Origin of the sequence: Metallumcola ferriviriculae (genome assembly GCF_035573695.1) — a bacterium.
GTDB classification, from domain to species: Bacteria; Bacillota; JADQBR01; order JADQBR01; family JADQBR01; genus Metallumcola; species Metallumcola ferriviriculae.
The window spans coordinates 1,161,275-1,187,361 of sequence record NZ_CP121694.1; the positions used below are offsets into that span (position 1 = coordinate 1,161,275).

Consider the following 26,087-nt stretch of genomic DNA (forward strand, 5'->3'; position numbering starts at 1 on the left):
CTATGGATGGAAAAAAATGCTTTATAATGGGATTGCCTGAAGCAGGGAAAACCACATATTTGGCTGCTCTTTGGCATTGTTTAAATAACAAAGAAAATTTAAGTTTAAGGATAAAAACTTATACAGAAGACCATAGCTATTTGTCTGGAATAAGTGCTAAATGGGCAGACGCAGAGGAAGTTTCCCGAACGAAACCAGAGTTTGAAAAAAAGGCAATCACATTATCATTGGAAAATAATAAAGAAGATGAGATTACGCTTGCATTCACAGATTTATCTGGAGAATCCTTTCAACATCAATATGAAAACAGGGAAGCTAAGAAAGAACATGTGGAATTTGTGCAGGATTGCCTTGGTATTTGTCTTTTTGTTCACCCAGAAAAAATAAAAGAGCCATACTTTATTTCAGAAGTACCTGCTAGCGTGAGAGAAGAAAATATTGAGGGTGCCATAGAGCATGAACCGCGAAATCCGCGTGAAAATGATCCTACACAGGTACAACTCGTGGACCTTTTACAATTTATAACGCATATGAGAGGTAATAAATCTGTAAACTTATGTATAATGATATCTGCATGGGATTTATTAAAAGAAACCTGTCAGAAAGAAATGGGACCCGAAAATTACATAAAAACAAGAATGCCTTTGCTTTGGCAATATCTCAAATCTAATTCAAATGTTTTTTTGCTAGAATATTATGGTGTTAGCGCACAGGGTGGTCAACTAGAGGATCAGGAAAAACTACTGGAAATCAACGATCCTTGTGATAGAATAATGGTTGTAGACAATGATGGAAATCTTTTGAACGACATAACATTACCATTAAATAGGATAGTGAGTAAGTCCAATGAAAAAAAATAACAGGAATCTAATAATTGAACAAACGTTGCACGGTTATTCTCAAGGGCATCACTTGCTTGCATCTTCGAAGAGGTTGTCGGATGGTTCATTAAGAATCATGTCTACTTTAAGTGACTTATCTGGTCCGGAGGTATACAAGGGATTTTCTGAATATATAACTGGGTATCCTCTCAAGGATGATAAGTGCTATGCTTTGGGAAAAACGTGGTACGCTTCCGAGATGAAACGCCCCGGTTGCGTATGGACACATAGTCTTTTGTTGAGTTTTGATGATTTAGAAAGATTCAATAATTATAGTAAACTATTGGAATTATTCATTAGACCAGAGAAAGATTTTGACTTTGACAAGGAAATTTATAGCCAATCAATAGAACTGCCTTCAGACTTTGAGAATGACCATTTTGAATTACATAAATCGCTTGCTAATATTTCGCTAGAAGTACTTAAGTACTTGTTATGGTCCATTCATAATAATTCACAACCTGTTATTTTACCAGTTGTCAATCCTGGCCAATATTTGAGAGAAGTTTTAATTCTGTGGCAAAATCAGAATTTAAACTTAAGGAGGAAATTTACTTTTTGTACCGGATCACTCGCAAATCGAAAGATCGGCAAAGAGACTTTTGATTTTCAAATAGTTCCACACGTTTTGACAAAAAGTATAGGACGTTCAGAGCGCCAAATAAAGGTATTAGACAATTTAAATACAACACTATTAAACTACCCTAAATGGGTGATCAATATTTCAGAAGAATTATTAGTAATCGATGGTAGACTTAAATTTAAAGATTTCGTAAGGCATTTTGGAATAGACTCCGAGAGGAAAGAGCTTTTTGGCAAAATTGCCCGGTTGTATACTGAAGCTAACATTGGAACATCGGGAATAAAAATAAATACGTATTTAGAAGTTGGAAAAAGCATGTTTGAATCCGATGATTACGATATACTTGTTAGTAAATTAATTTATCGAGTTCTTAGCTTTTCACCAGACAATAGGTGGTTTATGTTCGATGAATTGCCGAAACTCATTCTTGAATTATCAACGACGTCAAACATTAAGAACTCTTGTAAACAATTACAAGTTAGAACTAGATTAGAGTCATTGTGGTCAAAAGATAAAAATATAATTAGACGTTTATTTCATAAGTTAATATCACAAAGAAAACTAAACAAATTTGGGGAAAACTTGATAAAGGAATTTTCTTTACTAGTTGAACAAAAGGAATTACCGAAATTTACTAACATGGATTTAGGGGCTTGTAATGTATTGGTAACTTTAAACCCTGAATTTGCATTATGCCCACAAATCTGGCAGCAATCTCGAAATTTTCAATGCGAACTAATTGATTGCATTGACGCAAGGAGTATAAGTGAAGAATTAATTGCTGAGATTATTGAGCTTATTATAGAAAATAGCAGAGAAAGTATTTCGGAAAAAGTCTATAATACCTTTGGAAGCGTTTCAACAAGAATTTTTTTAGATTGGTGCCTTAGTACAGGTAAGCAAAAAGATAACTGGATGCAGTTATGTAATAATAGTCCCGAAGAGTGTATCAATTGGTTATTAGCAGTCAAGTCATTGGATGATGTAAGCTTGTTTGTTTCAATTGCATCTAGGTTAGACCCATATTCCAAAGCTATAAGTCAATACGGTATAAAACCATGGCTTAGGATTTTTGATAAACTTGATTTTAAAAAAATCAATGAGGACTCACGATTCTTATTGGCCCAATTTTTCCTACCAATAATGCTAATGAGTAAAGATGATGTAACAAAAGAATTTGCTGAATTTGTATTTTATCCAATTGATGCTAAACTGGCAAACCAACAGTTTGATTACGACCAGTGGCAAAAGTTAGATAAATTGTTACCTAGACTTTCGTGGTACAATAGTTGGGACAAATCAAAGAGACTGAGAAAAGCCATGAAGCGGAAGGGGTACCAGTTTTAAATTGGAATCATCTTACTATAGCTAATAGAAAGACAAGCCGCGTTTGTGGCTTGTCTTTCGGTTTTACTTTACTAATCTAGTTTTTTTATCGCATTTCTCTTTTTACGTGAATCTGTATGCGTATAAACAATTGTGGATCCTGGATCTAGATGCCTAACAATTCTTGGATAGTAACCATATCCACACCTTTATCCAATAAATTAGCTGCAAAAGTGTGCCTAAGTTTTATGGAGCGTTACTATTTCGGAGTCCAAAGCAGCTTTTGCTACACAACGATCAAACCGCTCTCTAAACGCATAGTTGCCCATCCTCTCACCTGTTGTATTTAAGAACATTGCTCGGTTTGTTAATGGAATGCGAATGTCAATGAATTTGTTTACCACGCGCTACTGAATTTGTTTACCAGTTGCGCTAATGAATAAATTTACCACTTTGGTAGTTTTGATACTGAAAAAGTTTACCACTTAAGTGCTTAATATAGGGAAACACCTATACCACCGGCGCTTCCCTGAATTTCTTTGCTTAGAATGGTTCCTCTAGTTCTATCTTTGGACTTTATTCACTGTGCTCCATCTCCTTTGAATGGTTTCTGGACTCACTTCGAAATGATGGACCATTCATATTCAGTACATGTGATCGAAATGTTAGCCTGTCAATTAGTGCAGCAACCATAGTCTCATTCTCAAAAAGGCTTGTCCAATCAGAGAACTTTAAGTTTGTAGATATAACAACACTCCTTTTTTCTGCTCTATCAGCTATTATTTTGAAAAGTAGTTCTGATTGATGCCTATTAAAAGTGATGTATGATGCCTCATCGATAATTAGTAAATCAACCTTTGCTAGTTGCCGTTCAAGCTTTAGAATTCTTTTGTATTCCATGGCTTCTATAAGCTCATTAGAAAGGTTGGCTGCCGTATAAAACTTAACTTTCATGCCTTGCATACATGCTTTAATACCAAGGGCTATTGAGCAGTGCGTTTTGCCCCGGCCTGTGTTACCTATCATAACTACATTTTGCCGTTTGCTTACGAAATCACAGCTGGCTAATTCATGAAAAGTTGCCTCTGACACGTGTTCATATCGACTAAGATCCATTTCGTCAAATGTTTTTATGTAAGGGAATTTAGCTGCATTAATTCTACGCTTTTGGCTACTTTCCATCCTTGAGGCAGTCTCAAGCTTCAGGAGTTCTATTAGGAACTGCTCATAGCTTTTATCATTATCTAATTGGCGTATAACATCTTCGTATCTATTGAAGGAAGGTGTTTTTAGCTGCTTTGAATATAAGGCAATTGTTTCTGCATTTAGCATTATTGCACCACCATCCCGTATTTCTTATCATATGCTGTAAGGTCAACTGCTTCTACGGGCACTTCATTAGGAGAGAGATAAATAACTGTTGATTCTGTTGGCTCATTTAAGTGTGTTCTTACCATATCAACTGTAGGAACTACATGGCCGGGAATTAGATCTTTCAACTTAAGAATTCTCTCTTCACCATAATCGACGCATAGTCGTAACAGTTTAACCATTTCTTTATTACCACCTGGTAGCTGTCTGCCCCAGTCTAAGAGAGCTTTGGCAACATTATCTTTTACTGGTTTTGCATTAAATACAGAACGTGGTTTTCGCTCCAGCAAATCAATGTAATGCTCTAACTTGTACTCGGTCCTACCATGGAAGTAACAGCGAGTATAATTTGCTATTTCAACATTTTGATACAGAATGCGGATGTAATTTCCATAACCTTTTACAGTAACGTCTTTTCTTAAATGTTTGGTGGGTACTGAATAATTATTCTTTTCAAAACGAACAGTAGAATAGTCATCAACACTAGCAACTACTGTTTTACTTGTATCAAATCTAAATCTAGGAATTGCATTTAAGAAACGTAATTCTTCTTGGTACATAACATTTACTGAATTATTTCTGTTTTGCACTTTGTGAGTCTCACGGTATTTTAGGCAATCATTCCAGAGCTTTTGGTTTAGTTCATCTATACTGGATACTCTTGGAATTGGAACAATAAAATTTCTTCTTGAGTATCCCACAAGATTCTCGACTAGTGATTTTTCATTGCCTTTCCCTGGATTACAGAAATCCAGACTAAAAGCATAGTGAGCACTAAATGAAAGATACTTATTTTGGGGCTTGGCATAAAGGCCAAACCCTTCTTTGACGGCTACCTTGGCGTTATCAAAAATGAGGCGTTTAGAAATGCCACCAAAGAAATCAAACATAAGTTGTTGGGCTTCTAGAAAAGCTTCTTGGTTGGGTGATTTAAATGCCATAACGAATATATCGCAGCTATAGCAGAGTCTGCCACAGAATATATACAGCTTAGTCTTTTCGCCATTAATATAACTAGTAGCTTCACCCCAATCGATTTGAATTGCTTCGCCTGGTTCATACGATAGAGGCATAATAGCCCCAGGCGGAACAGTTTGTTCTGCTTTTAATTCCTTTACAGCTTTGCGAATGGTAGATTCTCCACCAGTAAAACTTTTTTCTTCTACCAGTCGATTATATATACGCTTTGCAGTATGTTTTTGCTTTTTAATGTTCTCTTCCTTGTCTGCTTTAAAGCAGTCAAGGATAAACTGTTTTACGCCCTTTGTAACTGTGTCTGGTGATCTTTCATAAGGTTTACGTACATCAGGATGTGCGTCACCTTCACAGTACTAACCCTAACCCACTTTGATGGACACAGCAAATGGCTGGTATAATAAAGCCATTGGAGGTATCCGTCATGAATCAATATGACAAAAACTTTAAAGAAGAAGCCGTGAAGCTGGTTCTGGATTTGGATCGTCCAGTAAGGAAAGTAGCTCAAGAACTGGGTATTCATGAAAATACCCTCTATAAGTGGATACGCCAGTACAAAGAGCACAAAGGCGACGCTTTCCCTGGCAGCGGCAACCAAAGGACAGAAGACGAAGAAATCAAACGTCTAAAGAAAATAATCGATGATCTGCAAGAGGAAAACGCTATTCTAAAAAAGGCCACGGCCATCTTCGCAAAGCGCCAGAAATAATATATGAGTTCATTTATCAGCACCGCTTCAAGTTTCGGGTGCAGAAGATGTGCCGAGTACTAGAGGTTTCTAGAAGCGGTTATTATGCTTGGCTCAAACGACCAGAAAGTGACCGAAAACGTCGGGATAAATATTTGCTAAAAAAGATCCGTGAAATACACAAAGACTCTCGAGGTACTTACGGCAGCCCCAGGATAACCAGGGTACTTCAAAAACAGGGCGTTAGATGTAGCCCAAAGCGTGTTGCCCGCCTCATGCGGGAAAATGGAATTGTCGCTAAAACCAAAAGGAGATTCAAGGCTACGACTAATTCCAAACACAATTATCCTGTTGCCGGAAACTTACTCAACCAAGACTTCAATGTGGATAGGCCGAACAACGTCTGGGTTGCTGATATTACCTATATCCCTACAAACGAAGGATGGCTTTATCTTGCAACCATACAAGACCTGTTTAACCGTAAGATTGTTGGTTGGGCTATGGATAAGACTATGACTCGAAAGCTAGTACTGGGTGCGCTAAGACAAGCACATCGTCGATATCGCCCTCAAGCAGGGTTAATCCATCATTCAGACAGGGGTAGTCAGTATGCCAGTTACGAATACCAACAAGCCCTTAAAGATTATCATATGGTACCTAGCATGAGCCGTAAGGGTAACTGCTATGATAATGCATGCATGGAATCATTCTTTGGTACACTCAAACAGGAATTAATCTATGGCATCCGCTTCAGAACAAGGGCTGAAGCTCGCCAAGCAATATTTGAATACATCGAAGTTTTTTACAACCGTAGCCGGCTACATTCCGCCCTTGGGTATATGTCACCAGTTGAATATGAGCAGTTGTTTTCACAAACTGCCGCGTAATCCTGAGCATGTTTTTGGACGCTTGCGCAGCCCTTTACATGGAGAAGGGCCTGTGTTAGCCTCTCCGGCAAGAGGGCAGCATTATTGGCCTGCCTCCGTCCTCTCAGAAACATAGGCCCAGAGGCTCCATGTCAAGGGCGGCCAAAAACTCTGTGAACGGGAGAATATCCGCCATTTTCGGTGTCTATTTTAGCGGGAGAAGGTCAGTACTTTTTGACTGTGGGTCTTGATATTCCTAATCTTTGGGCTATATGCCGTTGGGATTCACCATTAAGAAAACTTTGTCGTATTTCTTTATACATATCCACTTCAACCTTCACACCTTTCATCCCCTCCTGTAAAATATTTAATGCTATTTTACAGGAATTTTAATGTTAGGTGGTAAACTAATTCAATAGCAAAATGGGGTAAAGTGGTATACTTTTACAATATCATTTACAAATGGAAGGCGGGTCTGGAGTAGTTCCCATAATACTGTTCGCAGCCAACCTAAATGTCGGATGCCTAGCCAGCGGCACTGACGTGGCAGCGTAAGTACGGTCACCCACACTGCCACTGGCATTACCGGTTTGCCACTTTTGTTGTCAGTAATATCAGAGTTCATTTATCACTCGATTAACATGAGCCTCGCCCACAATTTTTTCACCCTGAATATAGGCATCTAAAAGGGCCTGACTAGCCAGGGTATTGATTTTACGGGGAACCCCTTGGGTATAGTTGTAGATGGCCTGGATAGCTTCCCCGGAGAAGATATCACTTGGCGTTTCAGATATCTTTTCTTGATGCCTGATAAACTCCTCCGTCTCCTTTTCACTTAAAGCTCCCATCTGGAATCTAACCTGTATCCGCTGATCAATAGCCTCTAAATGCCGCACTTTGAGCTGGTTTCTTAGTGTTGTCTGGCCTATCAAAACCAGTGCCAATGGAGACATAGAATCTTCTTTAAAGTTTAGTAGAAATCGAATTTCTTCAAGCATGGTTTCTGAAAAACGATGCGCTTCATCTAGGACAATTACTGGAACTTTCTTGTCCTGTTCATACATATCAAGCATCAAAGTCCGGTACTGACGCTTCATTTCTGTAGGCCTCGTGGAACAAGGTACCCCGAAACGCTCTAAAATTTCTCTGTAAAATAGCTTTGGTGTCAGCGACGAGTCACAGATGTATTCATAGCGGTAATGCATGGTGTCAAGCTTATGCAAAAGGGAACGGACAATGGTGGTTTTCCCCATACCCGGCTCTCCAGTTAAAAGAAACACCAGCCGGTTCTTCACTGTATACTCCAGGCGGGCTTTTGCTTCCTTGTGGCTTAGAGAAACGAAGCATTGGTTAGTATCAATTTCCCGGGTGAAAGGGACTGTCTTCATACCAAAAAAGTCTAACATGGTGTCTCACCCCAGGTCTTATCTTCAAGCTTTACGAAGCTGGTGGTGCCAAGCTCTTTTCGCTGTTTTTCTTCCTGCTCTTTTTTGAGGTTTTCTAAATAACTAGAGATAAAACCCGGCGATTGCTCCTCTAATTCATCGGGCATCTTTGGGTGACGCTTGTTGTTAATTACAGCTGCCTTAGCATCGTCATAGCGCGTGCCGTCTTTGTAGACACGGATCAGGGATAAATCAAAAGGGTTATAGCGTATCTGAATTCTTTTGCCGCGTAGGAACGAATCTACCTCATAAAGGTTACCTTCTACCTCAATCACCGAGGTTTTACGTACTGTCCGTTCTCCCTCCCAGAGAAAGATTTCTTAAGTTCGTTCGGTGTCAGATGACGGATATGGGAGGTATTTTCTTCATACCTTTGTTTTGGTGTCTGTTTGGTGCTGCGGTGGACTCGGTTATCGTAAGTTTCAAGCCAGGAGCGAAGATAGGTATTAAGCTGTTTTAAATCGAAAAGCTTTCCGTGATTAATCAACAGATTGGCCTCGTTGGTGAAGCTTGAATCAACGTATCTGAAGAATTTTTCTACCTTGCCTTTTGACTCTGGACTGTAGGGCCTTGCGTGCAAAAGTTTTGTGCCCATATGGGCACAGATTACCTGGAACTGCTTAGCACTGTAAACCGAACCATTATCGACACTATTCCGAATTCGGAATAGTGTCGACTATACCGAAGAAAAAACTATGCCGAAAAAACCCGGGAATACGCTCCATATCTGCGTTTCCAGCTGAAACTTCGGCATAGTTTGGTACTGCTATTTTGTGTTAACATCATCCTGTAATCAAACTTTTCAGGAGGTGTAGTAATGCACAAAATCAGGACGAATAACCTAAAAGAACTGACCATCGCGGTACTGACCGAAATGGAAAAAGCCCATTATTGCGACAAGTATATCCAACAAGTTAGAAGCACCTGCACACTATTGGAAAATATGGCTGACAGGATGGGCAAAGACACGCTTGACGATGAGCTTTCGCAAGCGTTTATCGACGATTCGTCGCATTTCAGAACAGGTGCGTACAGCAAATCCAGATTCAAGAGGCACAGTCGATGTATACACATTTTAAAAACATATCGTGACACAGGCATATCGGATTGGCCTTCGCTCCCCCGTGCGCCAGTTCTTGACGAGTTGACCGCACCGCAGCTCATTGAGGCCTATACTTCATTCATCCACCACATGAGGGAAGAAATTGGGCTAAATAAGAATACGATCGACGGATACAAACGCTTCGTTCATCACTTTCTTCTCTACTGTGAAGAGAACAGGTGCCGCACAACAGGGGAAATACAAAGCGGGGACGTCCCATCCTTTTTGGAAGTGCTGTGCAGGGATCGCTATCAACCCACGAGCATAGGCGCTCATCTTCCGGGCTAAAAGCTATTTTTTGAAGTGAGCGAGTCAACACGCCAACTCCTGGCGACCTTCCCCAAGGCACCAAAACGGAAAAGGGAAATCATACCCGTGCTGGGAAAATGCGAGCATGAGGCATTTACAGAGTATCTGAAAACAGCTAGCCTTTCAGCAAGGGACAGAGCTATCTGCTGGCTCGCGTTTGAAACCGGAATGCGCTCCGTGGACATATACAATTTAAAAATCACCGATATCGACTGGGCAAACGATAGAATACATGTCACGCAACAAAAGACATCGAAGCCGTTGGAACTCCCGTTGCGGGCCACATACGGCAACGCAATAGCGGATTACCTGCTGCACGAGCGCCCATCGTCAAACTCAACACAACTCTTTCTTTCCACGCAGGCTCCGTTCAGACCTCTCTCCAGCCACACCGGATACCGGGCAATCCTGTCGAACGCATTTCGCAACGCTGGTATTCTTAAACAGGGCAGAATATGTGGTACAAGGTTCACCCGCCATAACGCGGCGTCTCATATGTTAAAAAGCGGCGTCCCTCTTTACGACATATCGACCGCACTCGGCCATTGTAACCCTAACAGCGTGGATGTGTATTTAGCTACTGACGAGCATATGATGGCCCAGTGCTGCCTCCCAGTTCCTTTTGTGGAAGGGGGCGTGAGCAATGAATGACATATCTGCATCCATGGACCGTTTGGCTGAGCAATTCCTCACGTACAAAAGGGCATTGGGGGTTAAGTACGAAACAGGTGAATATTATCTAAGAAACTTTTTGACGTATGCTAAATCGAATAATCCAACTATCCAAGTCCCTGACAGGGAGCTTGTATCCGGCTGGTATGCCAGGGCGGTGGACAACCCCGGCTGCCTGTACAACATGGCAGCCGTTATTAGGGAGTTTGGTAAGTACCTTGGCATGAACGGATACGACAACGCGTATATCCTTCCGCCCAAGCGGGGTGGGAAGCTGGAACCTCATTTGCCCCATTTTTTCACAGCGACCGAGATCAGGGCATTTTTTAACTGTTGCGACAAAATCCAAAAAAGAAAGGAATGGCCTGGGAGAGAATTGGTCATCCCGGCGGTATTCCGTCTGTTATATTGTTGCGGTCTCCGGTGCAGGGAAGCGCGTATGCTTCTGCACAGTGACGTATGTCTTGACGACAAGTACATTGATATCAAAGCATCCAAAGGCCGCAGCAGGCGCATTTTCATCAGCGACGAGCTGACCGAGGTTTTATATAGATATGACAAGCGAATGTCCTGCATTATTCCTGACCGGGCATATTTCTTTCCACGAAATCAGCGCGAACCATACAAAGAAAGCTTTATCTCTGCAAATTTCAACAGAATTTGGAGGGGGGCACTCCCACATTTTCGCTCGCCAATCAAGCCTCGCGCATTTGATTTTCGACATCACTTCGCATATGCAAACCTGAACCGCTGGGCTGAGCAAGGCAAAGACGTCAATGTAATGTTGGCGTTCTTGATGAGGTATATGGGGCACGCCCATATTCAGAGTACACTGTACTATTTCCATTTTGTGCCCGAATATTTTGGTGCCTTCTCGCAAAAAGCGCGAGCTTTGGAATCCCTTGTGCCGGAGGTGCCACATGAAGAACAGAGCTGAAGACAACGCTTTCTTTTGGAGCATTGCGGCTGAGTTTCTTAACAACTATCTACCAGACATCAGGAGGGCAAGTGCCAACACTGTAGCATCCTACAGGAATTGCCTAAACCGTTATATTGATTACCTTGAGTCAGAGAAGGGCGCCAAGCGCAAAGACATCAGCTTTAAGATGCTTGATAGGGAAAACATCAAGGGATACATGTTGTGGATGCACAAAACCGCGCAACTAGCCCCAAAAACCTGCAACCTTAGGCTGACGGCATTGCGCTCCCTTTTGGAATACGCATCACAGGAATGTATAGATATCATGCCTATCTGCATAAGTTCAGGCACGATCAAAGGGATAAGGCTGACGCAGGCGCCCATTGAATTCTTCGAACGTGAAGCCATGTCTGCTTTGATGGCAGCACCGGACACACATAAAAAGCTAGAACGTAGAAACCAGATGCTGCTCATTTTTTTGTACGACACCGCAGCGCGGGTTTCGGAAGCACTAAAGGTAAGGTTGTGCGACCTGCACATGGATGCGTCCATACCCCATGTGACATTCTTTGGTAAAGGCCGGAAATACAGGAATGTCCCTCTGATGGATAGCACGCTGGCACATCTAAAGCGCTATCTTCGAGAGTTTCATGGATCAGAGTATGAAAGCACTGACGCGCCATTATTTTATGCTAAGACGCACGGGAAAGCGCATGGGCTATCCATTGACACCCCTGAAAAAATGATAAAAAGATATGCAAAAAAGTTGTCGGATACATGCCTGTCAATGCCGGGAAACGTTCACTGCCATATGATCAGAAAAACCAGAGCCATGCATCTGTACCAGGAAGGTGTCCCACTGACCCATATACAGCAGCTTTTAGGACATGAGGTTCTCTCCACGACGTCAGGTTTTTATGCTTTCGCTACGCTGGAGACGCTTTCGAAGTCGTTGGAAAGGGCGAACCCTTCTGACATGGAAAAATCATGGAAAAGCAAAGAGTATTCAGAGAGACTTTACAAACTATAGCCAAACTATGCCGAAATTTCAGCTGGAAACGCAGATATGGAGCGTATTCCCGGGTTTTTTCGGCATAGTTTTTTCTTCGGTATAGTCGACATAAAGAATTCGCGGTACTCCAAACTTTAACACCGCTTTTTGAACGCAACGTTCAAGCCGGGGATAGCGTTCTTCAAAGAAGAATTCAGCGTGCATAATGCGCCGACTATGATCATCTATGATGGCTATTAAGTACGCTTTTTTACGTTTGTCAGGATCTTTAGGGTCGGGTAGATACAGAGTATGTTGGGTATCTGCCTGCCAGCAATCGTTGGGTTCATCATGCTCAAAGTGTCGAAATGCTTTGGCTACCTTACCTTCTAAATCTTTCTTCCCCCAGCCCTGTTCTTGAAAGTACCGAGACAAGGTTCTTGCTTTGATAATACCGGGGGCCACATGACCTTCTAATTCTAAAAGCCGGATGATGGTATCTACACTCCGGCTAGGGAGTTCTTTCCTAAAGTCTAAAGCCTTTTTTAATATCTTAGGGTCAAGATTTTTAAGACTGCCCTTTTTGTCTCGTTTTTGAGGCTTTAATGCTTCAAATCCTCCACTTTCGTAAGCTTGAAGATACCTTTCTAAAGACCGAATACTAATGGTAGTCTTATCGCTGTAGGGAATGGTGTAACTTTTCTGTGCAATGTCCCGTAACAGGGCATACCTCTCCCCGGGGTGGAGGTTTCGCTGTACTACCGGGGCAATTAGGCCAAACCGGAAGGCAGCGATCTCATTTCGCTTGCTTTCATCCATCGTTTATCTTCCTTTCCGCGCATAAATTTAGTAACTATCTCATGATGACATAGAAAAGGGCGATGGATAAGTAGACATTTTATGTTGAGGGAACCGCTTGCATTTTTACCTGAAACTACCAGTGCCGTGGCATCTGTTTTGGCTTTGCTACCAGTAATCTTGTGGCGGAAGATTGAGATTAAGAGCTGTAAGCAACTTGCCTGGTTGTGGGATAGCTTTCGCTTTCCCTAAAAGTGATAACAAAAGAATTTTAAGTTCTTCTCTTGCAGTAAGGCCTTTACGGTACTGTAGTAGGATACTATCTGCTGTGGCATCATCATTTGCGATTTTTCGGCGCTGTCGAATGAGTTGCCGATTAAGTTGCTTATGGAATTTTTGCTTCCACCGCTGCAGTGTCCGGCGGCTAATGCCGCTTTTTGAAAGACTGGCTGTTATTCTATTAAGTGACCTGCCGGTTAAATGCCACCTGCCGGCAATCTCTCTAAAATGATTGGCAAATCTTTGCCAAGGTTTTAGAAAACTTGGTAGTAGAGATATGGTTATGTTACAGGGTTTACAGCGTCGGCGAAGTATTACTATGGTATGTGTTTCATTCTTAGAGATTACTTCCCGTTCATATTTGGTATGCCTTCGTGTCAATGTATTGCACAAAGGGCACTTAATATCTCCGTCATACTTTTGCCAATTCTTTAAATATTGCTTGATAGATACGCTGGTTTCGAGTAAAATTATCATAGGTTTTGGGAGAGCCATTTGCCTGTAGCTGGCGAGCTAACAAGGGGGCAATGGCTCTTTCCTTTCTTTAAAGTCGATTTATCTACATCGAGGAGGCTATGTATAGTGCCGCCATGTGGACAACCCTCCGCTACGCTCCAGGTTGACGCACAAGGCTTGGACAACGAAAACCGTGTTGTCCACACTCTCCACAGCCTCGGCGACTGTAATTTGATCACTACGATGATGAAAACCTTTTAATCACTAAAGCCGACAGGTAACTTGACGACTCTTTTAAGTCAATTACACCGTCGGCTTTCTTTTTCCTTTTTATCCGTCATGGAATCTGGCGATAATTTATGTAATTTCGTCATTTAACTAGGCTGCGGACATAATACCTGCTCTGTCTTATCATTAAGAGGGACAATTCTTTCAAGGTCACCTTTCCCTAAAAACCTTAATTGTTTAGCTTTAAAATCTGATTGGTCCCAAACGAGTGACAGGAGTTCAGCTCGTCGCAAACCACAATATGCCAGAACATGGTATAAACGCTAGAATAAAAGTGAGCCACTTCTACTAAAAATCCTGTATATTCAGAGAAGGACATAATCTGATATTCAGGAGGCTGCGGACATTATGGTGATGATAAACTAAATGCGTAGAATTCTCCTGCGTATTTTTCGGTTTTACTTCTATGTAAACACTCGTTTGTAGTGGGGTGAAATCGTGAAAAAAGTTACTGCAGCTATAATTGAAAAAGATGGCAAAGTACTTATTGCACAGAGACCGAAAAACGACAAACTGTCATTGAAGTGGGAATTTCCCGGTGGCAAAGTCGAGAACGACGAAACGCCGCAAGAATGTCTTGTACGAGAGATTAAAGAAGAACTAAACCTTAGCATCAAAATTTCCGGTTATTTTATGAAGAACGTCTATTATTACGAGACCGGCGGTATTGAACTAATGAGCTATTTTGCAGAAATTACCGACGGTGAACTAGAATTAAACGCTCATGAAGCGGTGGAATGGGTCGAAAAAAGTAAGCTAAAGCAGTTTGATTTTGCTCCGGCAGATATTAAAATATTGAACTGTTTTTTACATGATTTTCAAAATTAGAGGTAAGGAGCTCGAATCACCCAAAGGCAAATGGATATGGCGGGTTACTTTATGACAAGTGGTGTCTCGCTGAGTTTTCTAAAAGTACGAACAGAAAAGGATTAACTTTATTTCTAAAGAATTGAAGAGTATGGTGCTTTATTCTCATACATATTTAAATTTGACGGTAACCTGAGTAAGTAGGACATGAGCAAATATTGCTTTAGAAGGCTAGGCATATTAGGTGGGGGGGTGCTTCCTATTGTATGATGTGGCAATCGTTGGCGGAGGGCCTGCTGGTGCGACATTAGCACGGTTATTAGCCAAAGATTATAAGGTGCTGGTTATAGATAAGAGACGACTGGATTCTGACCCCCAAAAAGGGCAGTTCACTAAATGCTGCGGTGGACTTATCGCCCCGGATGCCCAAAAAATGCTGGCAAAGATGGGCTTGGCCCTACCTCAGAACGTGTTGGTAAGTCCGCAAATATTTGCTGTTAGGACTATTGATATTAATAACAAACTGGAAAGATTCTATCAGAGATTCTACTTTAATATGGATCGGGAGAAATTTGACCGCTGGTTAATATCTTTGCTTCCGGACGAGGTTGATTTGCGTTGCGGCAGTCAATTCAAACATTTTGAACAGGAAGAAGACGCTGTTCGCATTGTTTTAACCCAAAACAACAAAACTCATATTGAGCATGCCAAAATTCTGGTAGGGGCAGACGGAGCCCACTCTTTAGTGAGAAAACAATTAGGAATCCGAGGACTTGTCCCAAGAGAATATATATCTGTTCAAGCAAAGTTTACAGCGAAGGAAATTATGCCCTACTTCACGGCTATTTTTGATAAAGAGATCACCGATTACTATTCTTGGATTATACCCAAAGAGCAGCATTTACTACTGGGGACGGCGTTAAAGCCAAGGGAGAATGTTTCCTCTAAGTTTGAACTATTACAAGAGAAAATGAAGCGATATGGAATTAAATTAAATAAGCAGGTTGAGAAGGAAGGAGCTTTTATTTTACGGCCGATGAGAGTCCGCCAACTTTCCGTAGGCCAGTCCCCAATTGCGTTAATTGGTGAAGCAGGAGGTTGGATTAGCCCAAGTTCAGCGGAAGGTTTGAGCTATGCTTTCAGAAGTGCCTCATATCTTGCCCAAGCAATAAAGTCTGATTTTAAAAACTATCATAAGCATTATTTAGATAATATTACACCCCTAAGAAGGAACATTCGATTAAAGAATTTAAAAGCACCGTTTATGTATAACTCCCAAATGAGAAAGTGGGTAATGTTATCAGGTCTGCAAAGCATGCAAATAGATGAAAACTAGGTGCCTGAGCACAATAATAGATTTATTCTTGTGACAAGGCTATAGGCGAGTTTCCTTCAGGTAGGGAATAGTTTCCATGATTTTGCGCAAATGCCTGACTGTCGCAGTTGACATTTTAATAGGTATATTTTCTCCTATTTATGTGGTATAATAATGACACGGAGGTGGAAAGAATGTTAATTAATCCGAAAAGTCAAGTCAGCATTACAGAGGCTAATCAAAACTTCTCAAAAGTTGCAAAAATTGTAGATGAAGAAAAGATGGTTATTATTTTGAAGCAAAATAAGCCAAAGTACCTCATAATAGATTTTGAGGAAATTTCTCAAATGAACAGTGGAGAGGAGCGGGCTTGGGAAGATATAAGCAGAAAAATGTTACTTGAGAATTTTGAAGCTTATAAGGCACTTGCTAAATGATTTACCCATCTTTAGCGCAAATTATTAATGACCAAGAAAAACCCCTTGCCACTTATTCGACCAGCCAGGGGGTTATTTTTTTCCTTGAAGGATTGAGAATGGTATAGACTGGGAGAATTACGGCCACAGGCAGTCGCTGGTTAGGGTAATGAAATTCCTGCAAAACCAAACATTTCAATATTACATAGTGTTTAACAAGTTGCGGTTGTCCGGGGAAGAAGATTTATTACTTTATGTATGCAAAACATCCTGTACAGATGTTGATCAGATATTGTACGCCAGTGGGAGGTCTGAAAATGAAAGAAAAAACTTTTACTTTCCATGACAAAGAAGATGTAGAAATATTTGTGTATAAGTGGATGTCAGATAAACCAATCAAAGGTATCGTTCAAGTTGCCCACGGAATGGCAGAAACGGCATCACGTTATCGATACTTTGCTGAAGAACTCACAAAACAAGGATTTTTAGTTTATGCAAATGATCACAGGGGGCACGGAAACACGGCCAAGGAGCACGACAATTTAGGCTATTGTGGCGAAGACGGATTTAATAAAATGGTGGAGAATTTGTATGACCTAAATCAAATTATTTCCAAGGAACAGCCCCATTGCCCATTATTCTTGTTTGGGCATAGCATGGGTTCCTTTTTGGTTCAAAAATATATCTTTACCTATCCGACAGATCAATTAGCCGGTGTGATATTATCCGGATCCAACGGCAAAAAGGCACCTCTTCTATTGAACGTAGCGGAAATGATAGCAAAAAGGCGTTTGAAGAAATTGGGGCCTAAACATAGGGATGAATTTCTAAATAGTCTTATGTTTAGCGATTTTAACAAGAAATTTAGGCCAAACAAAACGCCGTTTGACTGGCTAAGTCGCAATGATGAAGAGGTACAAAAGTATGCGAACAACCCACAATGCGGCTTTGTGTCGTCAACAGGATATTTCTATGATTTATTGCGGGCCCTTAAAGGCTTACATACCTATCAAAACATGTCACAAATAAGAAAAGAACTCCCAATATATATTTTTTCTGGAGACAAAGACCCAGTTGGGAACTTCGGAAAAGGAATTAAGAACCTGGTCTCTTCATATCATCGACACGGGCTACAGGATGTTACCTACAAGCTATATCCCGAGGGAAGACACGAAATGCTCAACGAAACCAACAAAGACGAGGTAATTGAAGACACCTTAGCCTGGTTAAGAAAATATTGCGAATAAGATGTGCTTTAATATTATTTTAGTAGACTAAATAAGAGGTTTTTAAAAGGCCATTATTATGTTAACGAAAAACAGGAATTGGTGGAGTAACCTCGAAATGGAAACTATCTACAAAGCAGCTTAAAGCAAAGGCGATAACAATATGGTACACTGGAGGAATAATTTTCTGAATCTTAAGAATATGGCTGGGGGGTATTCAAAGATATGACTTATAAATTTAAAGTTGCGTTAATAGCAGGAGCCAAGAGTACAAGTGAAGTAATTCAAAATCAATTAGATCAATTATTGGGTGAATTTTTGGATATTTCATCCTTTTCAATTGAAGAATGGATGAACAGTAAGGTTGATATTAACTTGGCACTAGTTAGTACTCATACACTCGCCCGCCAAGTTGCCCAGAATATAAAATCTGGAACGAAAATCATAGTTATTCGACGTACACTGCTTAAAAAACATTGGGAAAAAGTTTTAACTATACCTCCTCGAGAGAAGCTTATGTTGGTAAATGATGAACGGGATTCTGCCGTCGAGACAATTGCACTTTTGTATGAATTAGGAGCTAGACACATAGACTTGGCCCCTTACTATCCAGCTATAGAAGATGTACCCCATATTAAAAAATCGATAACTCCGGGAGAGCTTCAGTTGGTTCCCAAACATGTAAAAGAAATTATCGATATTGGACATCGAGTTATTGACGTAAATACAATTGCAGATATCCTAACCTTTTTTGGTGTTTTAAATGAAGAAACCCAGAGTATTTTAATGGCATATACTGAACAAATCATTCCAAGAAGCCAAGGATTGCAATTTACCATGGAAGGCTTATCCCACATGAATACTCTCTTACATAAGACATTAGATACAGTTCATGTCGGGGTAATTGCATACGAAATTAATGGCATTATAACCATATTTAATAGAGCAGCGGAGAATATTTTTAGCAGGAATTCTTGGGAAATAGTGGGGCAAAAGATAGATAAATTCTTAAAACATGAAAATATAGGATTGCTCAGTACCGAAGACGAAATAAAAGACATTTTAATAAAGGTTGGGCAGCAAAATATTATTTTTAATAAATTAGACCTATCAAGCGGGGGCCAAATTACTGGAGGGGTAATGACTCTGCAAGTTGCAACCAAGGTCGAGGAATTAGGTCAAAAGCTTAGGTCTGAGCTTAGAAGCAGGGGGCATCAATCAAAATATTCATTTAGGGATTTAATATTTAAGAGTGACAAAATGAAACATTGTGTTAGCAGAGCGTTAAAAATGTCAGGTTCTAATTCAAACATTTTGATTCTCGGCGAAACCGGGACTGGAAAGGAACTATTTGCCCATGCTATTCATAACTCCTCACCACGGTCAAAGTTTTCATTCGTAGCAATAAACTGTAGTGCATTACCGGATAATCTTTTAGAGAGTGAATTATTTGGTTATGAAGACGGGGCTTTTACTGGAGCAAAAAAAGGGGGGAAACCAGGACTTTTTGAGCAGGCTCACCATGGAACAATTTTTTTAGACGAAATAGGTGATGTTTCTCAAAATTTGCAACGGAGATTTCTTCGGGTGCTTCAACAAAAGGAAGTTTTAAAAGTAGGTGGTACTAAAGTTGTTACGGTAGATGTGCGTGTCATAGCAGCTACAAATCGTAACCTAGCTAAATTAGTTAGGGAGGGTGAATTTCGTGATGATCTCTATTACCGTCTTAAAGTATTGCAACTGGAGGTGCCTCCCCTTAGAGAAAGAATTGAAGACATACCCATGTTGACAGCACAATTTTTAAAACGATTCGGTGCAAACAATAGTATCTCTAAAGATGTTATGCAATCTTTAATGGATTATAAATGGCCGGGAAACGTACGAGAGTTAGAAAACGTAATAGAACATTTGGTTGTTATGAGTGATGGAAATTTTAAAGTTGCGGACATTCCATTTGTCAATGGCAACACTGGTAAGCTCACAAAATCCCAAAGCGCAGAAAATTTATTTGGACAGGTATTGAGAGGCTTAAATGAATCGCATGAGGAACTGCCAGAAACAAACGAAAAAGCCCGTTTTCTTCTAAAAGAATGTTCTAATATAGATGTTGAAGCATTTATACTAAATAGTATTTATAACGAAAGGGTTAGCGGCAAAACTGTGGGCAGAAGGACCTTGGTAGCTTTGGCAAAAGCAGAAGGGTTGATTTTAGCCGAGAACGAAGTTCGAGTAATCATTGAGAAACTAAGAAAAACGGGCTTAATTACGGTCCATCGTGGAAGAGCCGGCTGTAAATTAACCGTTAAGGGGTATGAATACCTTAATAATATTTAACAACTTAATTTGGCTAATTGGATTATTTGGGATAAATGGTGTAAAACCACCATTTATCCCTTTTTGTTTTTGAAACCATCCCATGGAACTACTGGTACGTTCATTCTTTTTGGCTGGCATAATTTTTGCGACTAGTATTGTTAAGTATATTAAGCAATTTTCTTATCCTTTTGGTGATGAATAAGTTTTTATGTGGAGGTGAAGCAAAAAAATGACTTAATGTTAACAGTCGAGTGTTGAACCTTAGATTTCAAAAAGGAGATGTTCTCTATGGAAATATTTGAATGTTTAGAAAAATATGACTATGAACAGCTAGTTTACGCATATGACCAGTACACGGGGTTAAAAGCCATAATAGCCATTCATGATACTACCTTGGGGCCAGCGTTAGGTGGCACCAGAATGTGGCCGTATATTTCTGAAGAAGAAGCATTAGATGATGTACTACGATTATCCCGTGGGATGACTTATAAGGCGGCAGCAGCCGGATTAAACCTGGGTGGTGGAAAGGCTGTAATTATTGGCCATCCACAAAAGGATAAAAATGAAAAATTATTTAGGTCATATGCGCGTTATATTGACAGTCTTGGTGGTCGCTACATTACGGCTGAAGACGTAGGTACTTGTCAATCAGATATGAATATTATCAAACAAGAAACTAGGCATGTAGTTGGGGTCACCAGGGATCCATCGACTTTTACTGCTTTTGGGGTATTACAGGGAATAAAGGCTGCAGTCAAAGAAGTATATGGTAGAGATTCGTTAGAAGGTCTTACCGTTGCTATACAAGGGCTTGGTAATGTAGGCTTTAAACTTTGTGATTACCTAAATAAAGAGGGTGCTGCGCTTGTTGTCACAGATATTAATCAGGCGGCAATAAAGAAAGCGGTTGCAGAGTTTGGAGCCAAGGCTGTCGAACCCCACAAAATATATGGTGTCAATTGTAATATATTTGCCCCTTGTGCTTTAGGGGCTGTGGTAAGCGATATTACTATTCCGAGTTTAAAGTGTGAAATCATCGCTGGTGCCGCAAATAATGTGCTTGAAAGTAATCATAATGGAGACTTTATTCAGCAGCTTGGTATTCTATATGTGCCTGATTACATTATAAACGCAGGCGGGGTAATTAATGTCGAAGAGGAGCTGATAGGAAACAACGAAAAACAGACATTGCAAAAAGTCGCTAAGATTTACGATACTACCCGGAAAGTCATTAATTTAGCAAAAACCCAAGGAATACCCACATATCGGGCGGCAGATTTGCTTGCGACAAAACGTATCCAACAAGCCAAGCAGGGTCAAGGGGGAGACGTAGTTGGCTAAAAAAGGTGTAATAATCCTATTTAAAGATAATTGTAAAGGCTGTGGTATATGCACTGTTTTTTGTCCTCAAAACCTTTTAACCCTAAGTGATGAATTAAATGTCCTGGGCTACCACCCGGTACAGGTGACAGATATGGAGAAGTGTACAGGTTGTGCGTTTTGTGCCAGGATGTGTCCGGATGTAGTGATTCAAGTGGAAAGGGTGAGTCGATGACGCGCAAATTGATGAAAGGTAACGAGGCAATTGGGGAAGCAGCTATTGCCGCTGGATGCCGGTATTTCTTTGGGTACCCTATCACACCACAGTCCGAATTACCTGAATATCTAGCCCGGCGTTTACCGGAGGAGGGCGGGATATTTCTTCAGGCAGAAAGTGAAATCGGAGCTATCAATATGGTTTACGGTGCTGCAGGCGCTGGGGCGAGAGTAATGACGTCCTCTTCAAGTCCAGGCATTAGTCTCAAAATGGAGGGGATATCTTATATTGCTGCAGCAGAATTACCATGTGTTATCGTTAATATGATGCGCGGAGGCCCTGGTTTGGGGGGGATTCACCCTTCGCAAGCCGATTATTTTCAAGCGGTCAAAGGGGGTGGGCATGGAGATTATCGGATGATTGTACTGGCGCCTGCTTCTGTCCAGGAAATCGTTGATTTGACTAGATTAGCCTTTGAATTAGCTGATTGTTACCGTACCCCGGTGATGATTTTAGGAGATGGGCTGCTTGGGCAAATGATGGAAACGGTTGAGTTTAATAAACAACCTGAAAATGTAGCACCTAAACCGTGGGTAACTAAAGGATGTCGTGGTCGAAATAAAAATATCATTAGCACACTTCACCTTGAACCTGCAAATCTTGAACGGCATAATTTAAGTCTCCAAGAAAAATATAAGAAAATAATAAGGAAAGAACAACGTGCTGAGCACTATCTAACCGATGATGCTGAGTTAGTCGTAGCAGCATTTGGAACAGCTGCAAGGATTGCCAAAGAGGCAGTCAATTTGGCCCGGGATCAAGGTATAAAAGCGGGATTATTTAGACCAATTAGTTTGTATCCATTTCCGTCAATGTTATTAAAGAAGAATATACCTCATGCAAAAGCAATTTTAACGGTGGAGATGAATGCCGGTCAAATGGTAGACGATGTGAAGTTATCAGTTGATGGAAAGGTAAAAGTTCACTTTTATGGCCGAATGGGAGGTATGCTACCAGACTCATTAAGCATATTAAAGCACCTTAAACGAATTGGGGGGTATGAAAATGAAGACAGTCTTTCAGAGACCAAAAGCCTTAATGCCTGATAACTTTCATTACTGTTCTGGTTGTACCCATGGTTTAGTTCACCGTTTGATAGCAGAAACCATTGATGAATTAGATGTTAGAGAAAGTAGTGTCGGTGTTGCTTCTGTAGGATGCTCAGTATTAACTTATGAGTATTTTAATATGGACATGCAACAGGCCTCTCATGGACGGGCACCGGCAGTAGCCACAGGTATAAAACGAGTTTCACCCGAAACTTTAGTGTTTACTTACCAGGGGGATGGAGACTTGGCTGCAATTGGTACTTCAGAAACAATCCATGCTGCCGCCAGAGGAGAAAATATTACCATAATATTCATAAATAATTCCTGTTTTGGCATGACCGGCGGGCAGATGGCTCCCACTACTTTAGTAGGACAAAAAACAACAACCTCTCCCCAAGGCCGTAATGCAATGACTGACGGGTATCCGTTAAAAATCCCGGAAATGCTGGCTGCTATGGAGGGGGCTGCTTATATTAGTCGAGTGTCTGTTCACAACCCTAAAAGTGTAAAACAAGCAAAGAAAGCTATTACCAAGGCATTTACCACTCAGCTCCAGGGTTTAGGATTTTCTTTGGTGGAAGTACTTTCTACCTGCCCCACCAACTGGCGAAAAACTCCATTGGATTCATTGAAATGGTTGGAAGATAATATGATTCCTAATTTCCCCTTGGGAGAATTCAAAGTAGACCAGGAGGTGTCGTAAATGAAGAAAAAATTTGGCATAATAGTAGCCGGATTTGGCGGCCAAGGAGTATTATTTGTGGGGCAGTTACTAGCCTATGCCGGTATGCTGGAAGGTAAGCAGGTAGCGTGGGTCCCGTCATATGGGCCGGAAATGCGGGGGGGCACAGCTTATTGTGCCGTAACTATTGCAGATAGTGAAATTAGTTCTCCTTTGGTTGAATATCCTGACGCTTTAATAGCGTTTAATGGCCCTTCAGTAATAAAATTTGAGCCAATAATAGCTGAAGGAGGTTTATTATTGACCAATAGTTCCGTCATCAAGCAAGCACCCAAACGAAGTAGCATTCATGTATATTCTATTGAAGCCAACAGTTTTGCAAATAAGTTAGGAAATAGTAAGGTAAGTAACCTCATAGTGCTGGGTGCGTTAGTTAAGCTTTCTAACGTTGTTGCGATTAGTAGTATTTTGCAGGCACTCAAAGATGTGCTGCCGAAGCATCATCAAAATTTATTGAAACTTAACAAAGATGCTTTGGAAATGGGATTCCAGAACATTAATGTGTCTTATTAGTTATTATCCAGGGGTTTCATTATATTAATAAGGCTGAATGGGATGAAAGGGATATATAGGGCACTCGTACCAATCATCCCAATAAATACTGCCGAACCTTCGAAAAACAAGTTCTTTAGGATGATATTTATTGGCTTGATTTTTGCATTATATTTGTCTCAACGGGGAGGTGAGAAAGTTATAACTTTGATTAATGGCACCGAGTAATTTTTGAAGCAAAGCTTTAACGAAATTAACATTCTATGTTTGGTATATTTTATAAAGGGTGTGTCACGATGGATAATATTTTAGTTGATCTAACCAGTCAGCTAATTCGTTTTAAAACTACTACCAAAGATAATGTAAATATTGCAGCAGAATATTGTGCCAATTGGCTAAATCGAAACGAAGTGAAAGCGGAAATTTTAGAGAACCAGGGCCTAAAAATTGTTTTAGCTACTATTGGAGATAAAGGTCCAACAATTATACTAAACGGTCATTTAGATGTTGTGCCAGGACAAACGAGTGATTTCTATCCACGGGTAATAGGTAACAAACTTTTTGGCCGCGGGAGTTACGATATGTTAGGTGCCAACGCTGCCTTGCTTCTGTTAATTTCTGAACTTTCTAAATTAACTTTAGGGTGTAAAGTAATTCTAACTTTAGTACCGGATGAAGAAGTAGGCGGTAAGCTGGGAACTGGTTTTTTAGTTCGCAAGGGTATACGTGGAGACATTGCAATTTGTGCTGAACCTACCAACCTTAATATTGCATTACAAGCTAAAGGTGTTTTGCAAGTAAATCTTGAAATTGAAGGCATTGCTGCCCACGGAAGTCGGCCATGGTTGGGCGAAAATGCTATTTTAAAGGGACTAAATGTTTATAAAAACATTGAAACATTAGATTTCCTGAAAGCAAGCAGCCAGTATTTTTTAAAGCCCTCCCTAAATTTAGCTAAGATACATGGTGGAGGGGTGGTTAATCAGGTTCCGGATAGTTGTAATCTAACATTAGACATTCGATATTTACCTGGTCAGAATCCGCAACATATTTTAGAGAACATAAAAACGGAAACACCTCACACTAAAGTAACAGTAATTAGTAATGCTGCTCCGGTAAAAACAAATAAAAATAATATTTATCTATCGCAATTGAGAAAGGACGCAGAAACTATTCTTGGTCGACCTATTAAGTTTTTTGGCCAAGACGGGTCAGCTGATACGCGGTACTTTTTCGAAGTAGGAATTCCAGCTGTAGAGTTTGGTCCCTTAGGAGCTAACCATCATGGGCCGGATGAATATGTGGAAATTGATTCTTTGATAAGCTTTAAGGATATTTTAAAGCGGTTTGTCATGAATTTAAATAGAAAGGGTGATGAAAATGAAGCTCAATAATAAGGTTGCAGTTGTGACAGGAGCAGGTTCAGGTAATGGTAGGGGAATAGCATTGAGTTATTTGCGGGAAGGTGCTGCAGTCGTTGTAGCTGATATTAATGAGGATGGAGGTAAAGAGACCGTATCACTAGCGCCTGAGGACAGCCGAGTAATTTCTATAAGAACGGACGTAACAAAAAAGGACGAAGTGGAAAATATGGTTGCTCAGACAATTAAGGAGTTTGGTAGAATCGATATTCTAGTTAATAACGCCGGCATCGTTTCTTTTACTCCGTTTTTAGAATTGTCTGAAGAAGAGTGGGATAGAGTCCATGATATCAACCTTAAAGGGCCTTTCTTATGTTCTCAGGTCGTAGCTAAAGAAATGTTAAAGCAAAATAATGGGGGCAGGATTATTAACATGACTTCAGTAGAAGCTCATGTAGTAGTTTCCAGCAGCGGCAACTGTCAACCTCATTATAACTCGTCCAAAGGCGGGTTAACCATGCTGACTAAAGCCCTTGCATCGGAATTGGCTTCTTATGGTATTACAGTGAACAGTATCGCTCCGGGGCCGATTGAAACTCCGTTTACTGAAATGGGGTTGAAAAACCCGGCCATTAAAAAATGGATTTTAGAGCAAGTTCCGGTGGGAAGGGTGGGTCAGCCGCGTGACATTGCAAATGCAGCTATTTTTCTAGCCCTGGATGAATCTGATTTTATAACGGGTACTACATTGTTTGTGGACGGAGGGTGGACTGTAAAGTAATATCACCATGCCGCTAAGGTTCGAATTATTCAGAAT

Annotated in this window: 25 protein-coding genes and 1 pseudogene; 19 read left to right on the top strand and 7 right to left on the bottom strand. The window is 40.6% G+C overall.

The genetic code is table 11. The features are described from left to right. The first annotated feature begins 2 nt into the window (after window positions 1-2). Both MFMK1_RS05865 and MFMK1_RS05870 read left to right on the top strand, forming a co-directional pair. On the top strand, window positions 3-860 hold the full coding sequence (locus tag MFMK1_RS05865) for a TRAFAC clade GTPase domain-containing protein (protein WP_366924199.1): 858 nt from the start codon (window positions 3-5) through the stop codon (window positions 858-860). Further along, window positions 847-2,811, top strand: coding sequence for a GAP1-N1 domain-containing protein (locus MFMK1_RS05870; protein ID WP_366924200.1), 1,965 nt, complete (start codon window positions 847-849; stop codon window positions 2,809-2,811). The genes MFMK1_RS05865 and MFMK1_RS05870 overlap by 14 nt, the downstream gene beginning before the upstream one ends. A gap of 555 nt (window positions 2,812-3,366) precedes the next feature. On the opposite strand, the gene istB is transcribed toward MFMK1_RS05870, so the two are convergent. Next, on the bottom strand, window positions 3,367-4,122 hold the full coding sequence (gene istB, locus MFMK1_RS05875; protein WP_366924201.1) for an IS21-like element helper ATPase IstB: 756 nt from the start codon (window positions 4,120-4,122) through the stop codon (window positions 3,367-3,369). After that, window positions 4,122-5,408 (bottom strand): IS21 family transposase, encoded by a 1,287-nt coding sequence (gene istA, locus MFMK1_RS05880; protein WP_366924890.1) that lies wholly within the window; start codon window positions 5,406-5,408, stop codon window positions 4,122-4,124. The genes istB and istA overlap by 1 nt, the downstream gene beginning before the upstream one ends. Before the next feature lie 152 nt (window positions 5,409-5,560). Here istA and MFMK1_RS05885 point away from each other — a divergent pair. After that, window positions 5,561-6,711 (top strand): IS3 family transposase gene (locus MFMK1_RS05885; protein ID WP_428846290.1). Its coding sequence is split into 2 segments (ribosomal slippage): window positions 5,561-5,813 and window positions 5,813-6,711, totalling 1,152 coding nucleotides; the frame shifts between segments, so codons are not numbered across the junction. A gap of 593 nt (window positions 6,712-7,304) precedes the next feature. Here the strand turns inward: MFMK1_RS05885 and MFMK1_RS05890 are convergent. Both MFMK1_RS05890 and MFMK1_RS05895 read right to left on the bottom strand, forming a co-directional pair. After that, window positions 7,305-8,096, bottom strand: coding sequence for an ExeA family protein (locus MFMK1_RS05890; protein WP_366921704.1), 792 nt, complete (start codon window positions 8,094-8,096; stop codon window positions 7,305-7,307). After that, window positions 8,090-8,410: a Mu transposase C-terminal domain-containing protein gene (locus MFMK1_RS05895; protein WP_366921705.1), complete on the bottom strand. Its 321-nt coding sequence runs from the start codon at window positions 8,408-8,410 to the stop codon at window positions 8,090-8,092. Before MFMK1_RS05895 ends, MFMK1_RS05890 begins: the two co-directional genes overlap by 7 nt. A gap of 542 nt (window positions 8,411-8,952) precedes the next feature. On the opposite strand from MFMK1_RS05895, the gene MFMK1_RS05900 reads away from it, so the two are divergent. The 4 genes from MFMK1_RS05900 to MFMK1_RS05915 all read left to right on the top strand — a co-directional run bounded on the left by MFMK1_RS05900 (window position 8,953) and on the right by MFMK1_RS05915 (window position 12,167). Beyond that, window positions 8,953-9,525 (top strand): hypothetical protein, encoded by a 573-nt coding sequence (locus MFMK1_RS05900; RefSeq protein WP_366921709.1) that lies wholly within the window; start codon window positions 8,953-8,955, stop codon window positions 9,523-9,525. An 87-nt stretch (window positions 9,526-9,612) separates the two neighbouring features. Next, window positions 9,613-10,197, top strand: a complete 585-nt coding sequence (locus MFMK1_RS05905) for a tyrosine-type recombinase/integrase (RefSeq protein WP_366924203.1) — start codon at window positions 9,613-9,615, stop codon at window positions 10,195-10,197. Beyond that, window positions 10,190-11,155, top strand: coding sequence for a tyrosine-type recombinase/integrase (locus MFMK1_RS05910; protein ID WP_366921707.1), 966 nt, complete (start codon window positions 10,190-10,192; stop codon window positions 11,153-11,155). The genes MFMK1_RS05905 and MFMK1_RS05910 overlap by 8 nt, the downstream gene beginning before the upstream one ends. Further along, complete coding sequence (locus MFMK1_RS05915) at window positions 11,139-12,167, top strand: tyrosine-type recombinase/integrase (protein WP_366921706.1); 1,029 nt, start codon at window positions 11,139-11,141, stop codon at window positions 12,165-12,167. Before MFMK1_RS05910 ends, MFMK1_RS05915 begins: the two co-directional genes overlap by 17 nt. An 84-nt stretch (window positions 12,168-12,251) precedes the next feature. Here MFMK1_RS05915 and MFMK1_RS05920 read toward each other — a convergent pair. The 3 genes and pseudogenes from MFMK1_RS05920 to MFMK1_RS05930 all read right to left on the bottom strand — a co-directional run. Next, window positions 12,252-12,947, bottom strand: a pseudogene (locus MFMK1_RS05920) (transposase family protein); the annotation flags it as partial. 147 nt (window positions 12,948-13,094) lie between these two features. Beyond that, window positions 13,095-13,598, bottom strand: coding sequence for a DUF6431 domain-containing protein (locus MFMK1_RS05925; protein WP_366924204.1), 504 nt, complete (start codon window positions 13,596-13,598; stop codon window positions 13,095-13,097). Window positions 13,599-14,035: 437 nt separating this feature from the next. Then, window positions 14,036-14,182, bottom strand: coding sequence for a hypothetical protein (locus MFMK1_RS05930; protein WP_366924205.1), 147 nt, complete (start codon window positions 14,180-14,182; stop codon window positions 14,036-14,038). Between the two features lie 205 nt (window positions 14,183-14,387). Here MFMK1_RS05930 and MFMK1_RS05935 point away from each other — a divergent pair, with 205 nt between their 5' ends. The 12 genes from MFMK1_RS05935 (at window position 14,388) to MFMK1_RS05990 (ending at window position 26,051) form a co-directional block, all read left to right on the top strand. Beyond that, complete coding sequence (locus MFMK1_RS05935) at window positions 14,388-14,777, top strand: (deoxy)nucleoside triphosphate pyrophosphohydrolase (protein ID WP_366924206.1); 390 nt, start codon at window positions 14,388-14,390, stop codon at window positions 14,775-14,777. A 250-nt stretch (window positions 14,778-15,027) separates the two neighbouring features. Continuing rightward, window positions 15,028-16,092, top strand: coding sequence for an FAD-binding protein (locus MFMK1_RS05940; protein ID WP_366924891.1), 1,065 nt, complete (start codon window positions 15,028-15,030; stop codon window positions 16,090-16,092). Window positions 16,093-16,265: 173 nt separating this feature from the next. After that, window positions 16,266-16,508 (top strand): type II toxin-antitoxin system Phd/YefM family antitoxin, encoded by a 243-nt coding sequence (locus tag MFMK1_RS05945; protein WP_366924207.1) that lies wholly within the window; start codon window positions 16,266-16,268, stop codon window positions 16,506-16,508. 296 nt (window positions 16,509-16,804) lie between these two features. Continuing rightward, window positions 16,805-17,734, top strand: coding sequence for an alpha/beta hydrolase (locus MFMK1_RS05950; RefSeq protein WP_366924208.1), 930 nt, complete (start codon window positions 16,805-16,807; stop codon window positions 17,732-17,734). 204 nt (window positions 17,735-17,938) lie between these two features. Further along, window positions 17,939-20,047, top strand: a complete 2,109-nt coding sequence (locus MFMK1_RS05955) for a sigma-54 interaction domain-containing protein (RefSeq protein WP_366924209.1) — start codon at window positions 17,939-17,941, stop codon at window positions 20,045-20,047. Window positions 20,048-20,317: 270 nt separating this feature from the next. Continuing rightward, window positions 20,318-21,370, top strand: a complete 1,053-nt coding sequence (locus MFMK1_RS05960) for a Glu/Leu/Phe/Val dehydrogenase dimerization domain-containing protein (protein ID WP_366924210.1) — start codon at window positions 20,318-20,320, stop codon at window positions 21,368-21,370. Next, on the top strand, window positions 21,363-21,584 hold the full coding sequence (locus MFMK1_RS05965; protein ID WP_366924211.1) for a 4Fe-4S binding protein: 222 nt from the start codon (window positions 21,363-21,365) through the stop codon (window positions 21,582-21,584). The genes MFMK1_RS05960 and MFMK1_RS05965 overlap by 8 nt, the downstream gene beginning before the upstream one ends. After that, complete coding sequence (locus MFMK1_RS05970) at window positions 21,581-22,672, top strand: 3-methyl-2-oxobutanoate dehydrogenase subunit VorB (RefSeq protein ID WP_366924212.1); 1,092 nt, start codon at window positions 21,581-21,583, stop codon at window positions 22,670-22,672. The genes MFMK1_RS05965 and MFMK1_RS05970 overlap by 4 nt, the downstream gene beginning before the upstream one ends. Further along, window positions 22,632-23,378, top strand: a complete 747-nt coding sequence (locus MFMK1_RS05975; RefSeq protein ID WP_366924213.1) for a thiamine pyrophosphate-dependent enzyme — start codon at window positions 22,632-22,634, stop codon at window positions 23,376-23,378. Before MFMK1_RS05970 ends, MFMK1_RS05975 begins: the two co-directional genes overlap by 41 nt. Beyond that, window positions 23,379-23,930 (top strand): 2-oxoacid:ferredoxin oxidoreductase subunit gamma family protein, encoded by a 552-nt coding sequence (locus MFMK1_RS05980; RefSeq protein ID WP_366924214.1) that lies wholly within the window; start codon window positions 23,379-23,381, stop codon window positions 23,928-23,930. It abuts the gene before it with no gap. Window positions 23,931-24,205: 275 nt separating this feature from the next. After that, complete coding sequence (locus MFMK1_RS05985) at window positions 24,206-25,303, top strand: M20 family metallopeptidase (protein WP_366924215.1); 1,098 nt, start codon at window positions 24,206-24,208, stop codon at window positions 25,301-25,303. Continuing rightward, window positions 25,290-26,051, top strand: a complete 762-nt coding sequence (locus tag MFMK1_RS05990; RefSeq protein ID WP_366924216.1) for an SDR family NAD(P)-dependent oxidoreductase — start codon at window positions 25,290-25,292, stop codon at window positions 26,049-26,051. The genes MFMK1_RS05985 and MFMK1_RS05990 overlap by 14 nt, the downstream gene beginning before the upstream one ends. The last annotated feature ends 36 nt before the right edge of the window (window positions 26,052-26,087 follow it).

Excerpts from the sequence above, each read along its gene's own strand:
- MFMK1_RS05970 (WP_366924212.1), top strand. The coding sequence starts at position 21,581 with ATGACGCGCAAATTGATGAAAGGTAACGAGGCAATTGGGGAAGCAGCT.
- MFMK1_RS05945 (WP_366924207.1), top strand. The coding sequence starts at position 16,266 with ATGTTAATTAATCCGAAAAGTCAAGTCAGCATTACAGAGGCTAATCAA.
- MFMK1_RS05915 (WP_366921706.1), top strand. The coding sequence starts at position 11,139 with ATGAAGAACAGAGCTGAAGACAACGCTTTCTTTTGGAGCATTGCGGCT.
- MFMK1_RS05890 (WP_366921704.1), bottom strand. The coding sequence starts at position 8,096 with ATGTTAGACTTTTTTGGTATGAAGACAGTCCCTTTCACCCGGGAAATT.
- MFMK1_RS05975 (WP_366924213.1), top strand. The coding sequence starts at position 22,632 with ATGAAGACAGTCTTTCAGAGACCAAAAGCCTTAATGCCTGATAACTTT.
- MFMK1_RS05955 (WP_366924209.1), top strand. The coding sequence starts at position 17,939 with ATGACTTATAAATTTAAAGTTGCGTTAATAGCAGGAGCCAAGAGTACA.
- MFMK1_RS05900 (WP_366921709.1), top strand. The coding sequence starts at position 8,953 with ATGCACAAAATCAGGACGAATAACCTAAAAGAACTGACCATCGCGGTA.
- MFMK1_RS05960 (WP_366924210.1), top strand. The coding sequence starts at position 20,318 with ATGGAAATATTTGAATGTTTAGAAAAATATGACTATGAACAGCTAGTT.
- MFMK1_RS05980 (WP_366924214.1), top strand. The coding sequence starts at position 23,379 with ATGAAGAAAAAATTTGGCATAATAGTAGCCGGATTTGGCGGCCAAGGA.
- MFMK1_RS05950 (WP_366924208.1), top strand. The coding sequence starts at position 16,805 with ATGAAAGAAAAAACTTTTACTTTCCATGACAAAGAAGATGTAGAAATA.
- MFMK1_RS05985 (WP_366924215.1), top strand. The coding sequence starts at position 24,206 with ATGGATAATATTTTAGTTGATCTAACCAGTCAGCTAATTCGTTTTAAA.
- MFMK1_RS05910 (WP_366921707.1), top strand. The coding sequence starts at position 10,190 with ATGAATGACATATCTGCATCCATGGACCGTTTGGCTGAGCAATTCCTC.
- istB (WP_366924201.1), bottom strand. The coding sequence starts at position 4,122 with ATGCTAAATGCAGAAACAATTGCCTTATATTCAAAGCAGCTAAAAACA.
- MFMK1_RS05990 (WP_366924216.1), top strand. The coding sequence starts at position 25,290 with ATGAAGCTCAATAATAAGGTTGCAGTTGTGACAGGAGCAGGTTCAGGT.
- MFMK1_RS05870 (WP_366924200.1), top strand. The coding sequence starts at position 847 with ATGAAAAAAAATAACAGGAATCTAATAATTGAACAAACGTTGCACGGT.
- MFMK1_RS05865 (WP_366924199.1), top strand. The coding sequence starts at position 3 with ATGGATGGAAAAAAATGCTTTATAATGGGATTGCCTGAAGCAGGGAAA.